The following is a 9,010-nucleotide window of genomic DNA, read 5'->3' as shown; positions in this document are numbered from 1 at the left end:
GATTAAATTTCATAATTATACAAACATACATTCTTATTGGACTGTATGCTTGTTAAGGTTACCCTTTTTTAAAGAAATCATTTCATTTTTCTTTTATTTTGTTCTTGACATATTACCAAATTGCTTAAGTCCTAATTATAAACTCTATAATAATGATTTTATCACAAAATTCTCCTATATGTAATTAAAAGTTTATTTTTAGGTATTAAATTCATATTAACTGTAAATAATAACTATGAAAATTATTTTTAGAAGGAGATGTTTAACTTTGAAAACATTAGACACAATTGCTCTTTTATTAGTTATAATCGGAGCAATTAATTGGGGACTTATAGGATTCTTTGGCTTTGACTTAGTGGCAGCTTTGTTTGGTACCTTGAGTACATTTTCAAGAATAATATATGCCCTTGTAGGTATAGCAGGTCTTTACGCTATTTCCTTCTTTGGCAAAGATAGAAGAGAAATAGAAGAATAATACACTGTTAACCAAAAGTAAAATAAAATTAATCCCTAGCTTTAATTCAAAGCTCCAAAACACCATCATAAGTATTGGAAGCTTAAATTATTAACTGGGGATTATATTTGTTATTTACCCAACTTTCACAGTTATAAAACATAAAATAGAGAGTAAAACTCCTTGAGAAATTAACTATAATTCGAAATTTGCTGATAAGTAAGGTAAGTAATAAGTAAGAGCTAAGAAGTAATAGTTGTGCTAAAAATTCAGCTTGCTAAATTTTTTCAAGAAACTCTTACTTCTTCACTTTTACCTTACCTATTAATTATTATCTTTTTACTTCTTAATTTTTAATTCTTAATTTTTAATTCTTAATTCTTAATTCTTAATTCTCAATTGTCACCATCAATCTAGCACGCTAGCCAACTAGCACACTGTTCTTCTAGTGCACTAGCAAACTGTTTTCTAGCTCACCGGTTTTCCTACAAATCTAACAATTGCAAACAAAATAAGTGAATCCAATATAAGAACTACATAAACTGGCACTCCTAAGGTAACTGGTATATAACCAAATATTCCTGTAACCACTGCTACGCATAGCGAATAAGTCATTTGAGTTCTAACGTGCTTAATGTGATCGCATCCTGCTCCCATAGAAGACAATATAGTAGTATCTGAAATTGGCGAGCAGTGATCTCCAAAAATAGCTCCTGTTAAAACTGCACTTATGCTTATGGTTAAATATCTAAAATCTCCTGAAGCTATGGCACTAGCAAGAGGTATTGTAAGGGGCATAAGTATTCCCATAGTTCCATAAGAAGTTCCTGTAGCAAAAGATATTATAGATGCCAAAACAAATATTAAAGTTGGAAGTAAGAACATAGGTATTTTATCTGAAAGCATTGAAACTAAAAATTTTGCAGTTCCTAAATCTTTTATAATAGCACTTAATGACCAAGCTAAAAGAAGTATAACTCCTGTTATTACTAAAGTTTTTGTACCCTCAACCCATGTATCTATAGCTTCTGAAACTGTAAATATTTTTTGCACTACACCCATGAATATTGCAACAATACTTGCAAATAAAGCTGATTGGAATAAAACTATACTAGCATCAGATGCTCCAAAGGCTTCTCTAATTGCTGCAAAGGATGCTGGTGCAGTATTAAATAAATCTATAAGTGCTTTATCTTTTCCAGCCATTATAGCGTGATATCCATTTAAATAAAATCCTATAAAAGCTCCTATTATTAACACTAAAATTGGTATTATAGCATTCCAAATGCTTAATTTTATACCTTCCTTAGGCTCTAATTCCTTAGAATCTGTGTTATGGAAATCTTGTACATTTATTCCAGACCTAGCGTCTTTTTCAGCTTTAAGCATAGAACCAAATTCCCTAAGAGTTATAGCTGTAAACACTATAAATACTAAAATTAATATATTATAAAATCTATAAGGTATAGTTGAAACAAAAGTATTATATGCATTTGCCTTTATACCTATTTGACCAAAGCCATCTTTTATTAAACTAACCTCATATCCCACCCAAGTAGATATAAGAGCTATACCTGCTATAGGTGCTGCTGTAGCATCTATTATAAATGCTAACTTTTCTCTTGATATTTTCATTTTATCTGCCACTGGACGCATTATAGGCCCTACTATAAGAGAATTAGCATAATCATCGAAGAATACAAATATTCCTAAAATCCAAGTTATAATTTGAACACTTACTGGTGATTTTGCTCTTTTGGACAAAGACTCAGCTATAGCTTTTGCCCCACCCATTTTAGATATAAGTGCTATAAGACCACCTATGGCTAAACACTGAAGTATTATTCCTGCATTCCATGGATCTGCAAGAGACGTTAAAATTTTGTCTACCACCATTAAAAATGCATTAGGTACTACAGATAAAAGACTAACTCCATTTAATTGAAGTATAATCGCTCCTGAAAACACTCCTAAAAACAAAGATAAAACTACATTTTTAGTAATAAAAGCAAGCACTATGGCAACTATCGGTGGAATCAATGTCCAAAATCCAAACCTTTGTGCATTTAAAGCAGCTTTGTCCACTTCCCCTGCAAAAACAGTTAAATTTACTGAATAAATCATAATAAAAGTCATTAATACAAATAATAATCCTTTTCTTCTCATTTCCATTTTCTCCTCCTTTAATTTTGGAAGAGAACTAGTGACAACTAAAAAAGGCCTTGAGCTAAACTCAAGGCCGAATACACATTAGGATAATATGAAAATGTAAAAATTGCAAAGCAATTTAACATCTCATTTAAAATTCCTTAACGCGTAAACATTGTTGACCAATAGCTCTCCACAAATAATTTCTTACTTGTGACAGTGATACATATATTTTATGCATCCCCAGCATTAAAGATTTAAAGCATCCTCTTTAAGCTTCGGCGACGTTTCCTTTCCTGCCACTTCACAGTGCTTACCTCTGTGACAGTACTCTTAAGCATCGCGCCTCTATTTTCACAAATATTTACTTAAAATAATTATACATTTGTAAAATTTAATTAACATCCTCGTAAATGCATTTACTTATGTGTTGATTATAATAAGCTTTTTCTACCCTGTCAACAGTTTTTTTCTTCCACTACAATTAATTAACTTATTTCCACTTGAAATTAACATTTGCATTACTACCCGTGACTGACAACTGAGGATTGGAGCCTAATAATTACCCCCTAAATACTAGCACCTAGAACCTAGTACCTAGCACCTACATACGCCTAGCACCCCATTCATTACTTGAAATTTACGTGTAAAAGTTGAGTTATATATAAAAAATAGTATACTTAATATATAGTATGCATTTTCAGAACTTCGCAAAAAAACATACTTATTTGTTATTTTATATTTAATCTTTGATATTTCAACTTTCGCAGTTATAAAATAAAAATATAAAATTTGCAGATAACTAATACTTAGTTAGGTGCTAGTTGCTAGTTACTAGGTACTAAAATTAAAAATTTGCAGATAAGTAATACTCCTTACTTAGTACCTAGAACCTAGTACCTAGTACCTATTACATAGTATCTAGTCTCTGTTATTTATCTCTAAAGAAAGGGTGGTTTAAAATGACCGATTTTCCTATAAACTATAAAATAGTGGAAACATCCATAGATGAGCTTTTAAAGTTTTTTAAAAAATCTACCATAAGAGGCTATTGCAAAAATTGTCCAAACTTCCAAAAGGTTTGGTCCTGTCCTCCTTATGATTTTTCGGAAGAAGAGTATATAAGCAATTATAAATTTGCGTATATAATTGGTGCTAAACTAAATTACAGTGACATAAAAGAATATGTAGACAAACTTACTTCCAGTGGCATGGATAATATTCACATATCAACAGATATTTACTATAAATTGCGAAAAATTGTGGATAGAAATATGTTTTCTATGGAAAACTTCTTTAGTGATTCAAAAATACTTTTAGGTGGTAAATGCAATTTATGCAATGAATGTGCAAGAGAAAAAAATAATCCTTGTGTTCACCAGGATAAATTAAGATATTCCTTAGAAAGCTTAGGCTTTGAAGTTTCCTCCATAACAGAAGAAATTCTAAAGGATAAGATAATATTTACAGGGGATTCCCTTCCACCATACTGTCTATCCATATATGCACTTTTCTCAAAGGAAAAACTTTCAACCAAAGAGTTAGAAATGCAATTAACAAGTAGTGTACATTAATATTAAGCATTGAATGCTACCCATTTTTAATTATCTACTGAAATATAAATCTGCGAACTACAAGTAAATTAAAAACCATGCACATAAAGAAATTTATTTTCTCATTTATGCATGGTTTTTGTATTTTATATGAATTTTATAAATTTATTTATGTATATTAACCTCAGTTAAATTTTACACATACCTTTTGCCCTATGCTAAATTCTTCTCCTAAATTATTTACAACATCCGCTTCCATTATTTGATCTTCAATTTGTACAAAATATGTAGTAAAGGCTCCCTTAAAATGTTTCTGAATTATACTTCCTAGTAAAATATTATTTTCACTATTTTCATTATACTTAATCAAATTAATTTGTTCAGGCCTTATTACTCTATAATTTCCATCCGATCTCTTAACTATGTTGGCTCTTCCTATAAAATCCGCTACAAATTCACTAGAAGGATTTTTATATATCTCCTCTGGAGTACCTATTTGTTCAATATTTCCATTATTCATAACTACAATTCTATCTGATATACTTAGTGCTTCCTCTTGGTCATGAGTTACAAAAATCATAGTTATATTAAATTTAAGTTGTATATCCTTAATTTCTTCTCTCATCTTTATTCTAAGTTTAGCATCTAGATTACTAAGAGGTTCATCTAAAAGTAATACCTTAGGATTTAAAATAAGTGCCCTGGCTAGTGCTACTCTCTGCTGTTGTCCTCCACTTAATCTTGTAACATTCTGATTTTCAAATTCTTTAAGTCCTACAGTTTCTAATATTTCTCTTCCCATGGATATAGCTTCTTTTTTCTTTATTTTCCTAAATTTTAGTCCATAAATAACATTTTGTATAACAGTCATATGTGGGAAAAGAGCATAATTTTGAAAAACTGTAGATACAGGCCTCATATAAGGTTCCAAATGAGTAATATCCTCATTTTCCAATATTATATTACCACTATTAGGTTCTAAGAATCCACCTATCATTTTAAGTGTAGTAGTTTTTCCACATCCACTAGGACCTAATAAAGAAATTAGCTCACCTTTTTTTACTTCTAAATTTAAATTATCTACCGCTTTAATATTACTAAAAGTTTTGCTTAAATTTTTAAGTTCTAGATACATTTTTTTTACTCTCCTTTTCTCCATTATTTAAAAGCATTTTAGAAAAGGTTATATTTACCAATAAGGTTATTATAATGATTATGGTTGCCCAAACAGATCCTAAACCATAATTTCCGCTTTTTATATCATTAAACATTTCTACTGTAGCCACTTTTGCACTTGGTGTTATTAAGAATATTATAGCTCCTACAGTAGTCATCGTAGCAGTAAAAAAGTTCACTGCGCTTATGGCAAAAGCTGGTTTTAACATAGGAAACACTATATCCTTAATAACAAAAATATTATGTGCCCCCACATCCTTTGCAGCATTTTCTGTTTCAATACTTATATTTTTCATAAGTGCACTTCCTGCCTTAGTAGCTATAGGTATTTGCTTAAAAATACAGTTAAGAACCACTATACTTGCAGTACCTGTTAAAGCTAATGGATAATCATTAAAAGCTAAAATATATCCTAGTCCTAAGAAAGGTCCTGGCAACATATAAGGCAAGGTAGATATAAAATCTACTAACTTATTTCCTACAAAATTTCTTCTGTCAATATAATAGGAAATTAGTACCCCTATTAAGCTTCCTAATACCGCTGCAATAAAGGAATAAATTACACTTCTTAAAACGCTTTTTAATTTTCCATATTTAAAGTTTTTAAAATACTCTAGTGTAAAATAATATTTATTTCCACTATAATTTAAAAAAGCAGAAAGTATAATACTAGCATATTGAACTAACATAAATATAACAAAAAACCAAGTTATAAAAACAATTATACTATTAAATATTTTGGGGAATTTTAATGTTTCTTCCCCTGAATCAGGAGATTTCAAAGACATATATGAAAATCCCTGTAAATTTTTCATATAAAAACTATAAACTACAAAAGCTATAAGTGCAGGTATTAAAAGCAGTACATTTATAGCTGCAGCCTTAGATAAATTACTAGAACCCGCTATATTAAGATAAGCCTCTGTGGCTAATACCGTAAAATCTCCCCCTATAATTATAGGAGTTCCAAAATCAGATAAGGACTTCACAAAAGTTATAAGTACAGAAACTATTATTCCTGGTTTAGATAATGGTATTATAACTTTAAACAATGTCTGTAGCGGATTCCCTCCTAAATCCAATGATGCTTTAACCATATTTTTATCTATGGTTTTCATAACACCAATTAATATAAGAGTTGCAAATGATATATGACCAAAACACTGCATCAAAACTACGCCCTTCCATCCATATGGATTAATGGAAAGGTGCAGTAATTTGTGAGTGATAAGTCCCCTTCTTCCAAATAAGGTTATGTATGCAAGTGAAGATACAAAAGGTGGAGATATCATGGTTAATAGCAATGTTAATAGCACTATTTTCTTCCCCTTGTTTTTTGAAAAGCTTATATATAATGCTATAAAATATGAAATAACTGTGGATATAATAGTAACTATAGTGGCTATAAATAAACTGTTAAATAAAATCTTTTTATTTTCCCCAAAAAGATTTTTATATAAATCTAGAGTAATAGTGCCATCTCTAAATATACTTTCCTTTATTACTGCCAGCATAGGCCAAAGAACAAATATAAATATGCTAAGTATAACTAATGCATACAGCCCCTTGTCAAAAATATCGAAAAGAAGGGCATCTTTTGAAGATACCCTTTTAAATTTATTATCTCTTAAATTCTTTGTTCCATGTTCCAATTATATTCTCCCTTTCTTTACCAGCCTTTTCAAGATCTATTTTAATTAAGTTTATATCTCCATAAGGTTTTAATGCTTCTGGATTTTCAACATCTTTTCTAGTTGGTATTCTTGGGTCATTATCTCTTAATACTTCTTGCCCTTTTTTAGATAAGCACCAATCTACAAAAGCTTTAGCTCCATCTAAATTTTCTGCTCCTTTAAATATTGATACTGGTGCTGGTGTCCAAGGCACTCCGTCCTTAGGGAAAACTGGTTGTATTGGGTATTTTGTTGTATTTGCTATGAATTCTCCACTCATAGGAGCTATTCCTATTCCTACTTCACCTTGATTAGCTTTAGTTGGAGGTTCTCCCCCTCTTTTTGCATAGAATGGAACATTCTTATCTAATGCTTTAAAGTATTCCCAGCCTTTTTCTTCTCCCATTTGCTGAAGAATACCACTAATTGCAGCGTAGGTTGTACCTGATATAGCTGGATTTGCCATTAATACTTCTCCCTTATATTCAGGTTTAGCTAATTCTTCCCAGCTTTCAGGGATTTTTAAATTTTTTTCTTTCATCAAATCCTTGTTAACTATAAATCCTGCCATAACTAAAGAAACGCCTGTCCAATATCCATCTTTATCTCTATATTCATCTTTAATATTTTCTGCTTCTGGTGAAACATATTTTTCTAATAATCCTTCATTTTTAGCTGCTATAAAACTGTCTAATCCGCCTCCAAACCAAACATCTCCTATAGCTTTGCCCTTTTCAGCTTTTGCCCTTGATAAAACTTCTCCTGAAGATACATCCATAAATTCAACCTTTATTCCTGTATCCTTCTCAAATTGCTCAAATATTTTTTCCTTATTACCATATGCAGCAAAAACCTTTAATTTGCTTCCCTTAAGATCCTTTTTTTCCTCTTTTGTATTTGAAGCTTCTTTTTTAGCTCCACATCCAAAAAGAGATACTGTCATAACTGCAGCAAGCACTGAGCATAACAATCTTCTTTTTTTCATGTTTCCCTTCTCCCTTCGAAAATAAGTTACTTTAAATTTGTTATATATTATAATTTTTTATTGTAGCCCATATATAAATCTATATCCTTAAATCCCTCTTCTGTTTTCATAACAGGATGAAAATTGCCATCTTTTATTGCTTGAATAAAATCTTTTTCATCCTTAATGTCTGTTAAAAATCTTGTAGCATAAGTTCCTATCTTATCTATAATATGTGCATCACTAGCTCCAACAGAAGGTATTCCTAATTCCACTGCTAAAGTAAAGCCCTGAAGATTATGATGTGGTAAAGTACTCCCATTAAAAGTTTCTATGGCATTTAAGTATTTAGTTCTTCTTATGTTTTCTCCTAATCCCCTATTATTATTTCTAAAAGGGTGAGCACTTATAGCTATTCCACCTTTTTCATGAACCATATCTGTAAGTTCCCAAGCATGAATTTTTTTATCTGGTAACTTATCCATTCCAAAAACTAAAACATCTCCCTCGTGGGTCAATATTTCTGCACCTACTATAACTGTAAAATTCATTTTTTTAGCTACTTCTTTGGCCTCTTCCCTAATAAAATCATTATCATGATCGGTTATACAAATTCCATCTAATCCTATTTTTTTAGCTTGTTCAATAACTTCTTCTAATGTCATTTTGCTATCAGAAGAATACTTACTCTCATGAATATGTGTATCTATAATCATTTTATCAACTCCATTCCATGTCTCTTATAGCACCTGTTGTATATAAGTAAATTAATTTTATTATCCTGTAGGTATTTTCTAGACTACTATATGGATTACCTAAATATGAGTTATAAATATAATTTACAATAAATAATTTAAATGACATTATTTAATAAAATTTGATTTTTATAAAAAATAGCTTTATAAAACCACATGAAGCTACCATTAATTTGTATTTTATTTTTAATTAAGACATTTTTCTATCAATTACATTTATTTTTTACATACCCACAACAAGAATTTTAGCACATAAATTATTACTTTCAATTCTTATTACAAATTAT

The 9,010-nt window shown here is 30.1% G+C and carries 7 protein-coding genes and 1 riboswitch; of the genes, 2 read left to right on the top strand and 5 right to left on the bottom strand.

Annotated features, from left to right (window positions below; all coding sequences use genetic code 11):
* Nucleotides 1-268: 268 nt before the first annotated feature.
* Nucleotides 269-475, top strand: coding sequence for a DUF378 domain-containing protein (locus FGK85_RS13765; protein WP_138207568.1), 207 nt, complete (start codon nt 269-271; stop codon nt 473-475).
* 447 nt (nt 476-922) lie between these two features.
* Here the strand turns inward: FGK85_RS13765 and FGK85_RS13760 are convergent, their stop codons facing one another.
* On the bottom strand, nt 923-2,626 hold the full coding sequence (locus FGK85_RS13760) for a Na+/H+ antiporter NhaC family protein (RefSeq protein WP_138207566.1): 1,704 nt from the start codon (nt 2,624-2,626) through the stop codon (nt 923-925).
* Between the two features lie 154 nt (nt 2,627-2,780).
* A riboswitch (Lysine riboswitch) is annotated at nt 2,781-2,961 on the bottom strand.
* Between the two features lie 603 nt (nt 2,962-3,564).
* On the opposite strand from FGK85_RS13760, the gene FGK85_RS13755 reads away from it, so the two are divergent.
* Nucleotides 3,565-4,176, top strand: coding sequence for a DUF2284 domain-containing protein (locus FGK85_RS13755; RefSeq protein WP_138207564.1), 612 nt, complete (start codon nt 3,565-3,567; stop codon nt 4,174-4,176).
* Nucleotides 4,177-4,339: 163 nt separating this feature from the next.
* Here FGK85_RS13755 and FGK85_RS13750 read toward each other — a convergent pair whose 3' ends face one another.
* The 4 genes from FGK85_RS13750 to FGK85_RS13735 are packed head-to-tail and all read right to left on the bottom strand — an operon-like array spanning nt 4,340 to nt 8,684.
* Complete coding sequence (locus FGK85_RS13750) at nt 4,340-5,290, bottom strand: ABC transporter ATP-binding protein (protein WP_138207562.1); 951 nt, start codon at nt 5,288-5,290, stop codon at nt 4,340-4,342.
* Nucleotides 5,274-6,983: an ABC transporter permease gene (locus FGK85_RS13745; protein ID WP_138207560.1), complete on the bottom strand. Its 1,710-nt coding sequence runs from the start codon at nt 6,981-6,983 to the stop codon at nt 5,274-5,276. Before FGK85_RS13745 ends, FGK85_RS13750 begins: the two co-directional genes overlap by 17 nt.
* Complete coding sequence (locus tag FGK85_RS13740; RefSeq protein WP_138207558.1) at nt 6,952-7,989, bottom strand: ABC transporter substrate-binding protein; 1,038 nt, start codon at nt 7,987-7,989, stop codon at nt 6,952-6,954. Before FGK85_RS13740 ends, FGK85_RS13745 begins: the two co-directional genes overlap by 32 nt.
* A 47-nt stretch (nt 7,990-8,036) precedes the next feature.
* Nucleotides 8,037-8,684 (bottom strand): PHP domain-containing protein, encoded by a 648-nt coding sequence (locus tag FGK85_RS13735; RefSeq protein WP_138207556.1) that lies wholly within the window; start codon nt 8,682-8,684, stop codon nt 8,037-8,039.
* Nucleotides 8,685-9,010 lie beyond the last annotated feature (326 nt).

It is taken from the genome of Haloimpatiens lingqiaonensis (assembly GCF_901447495.1).
Classification (GTDB): domain Bacteria; phylum Bacillota; class Clostridia; order Clostridiales; family Clostridiaceae; genus Haloimpatiens; species Haloimpatiens lingqiaonensis.
The sequence above is the reverse complement of the archived record's forward strand: the minus strand, read 5'-3'. Positions and strand labels throughout refer to the sequence as shown.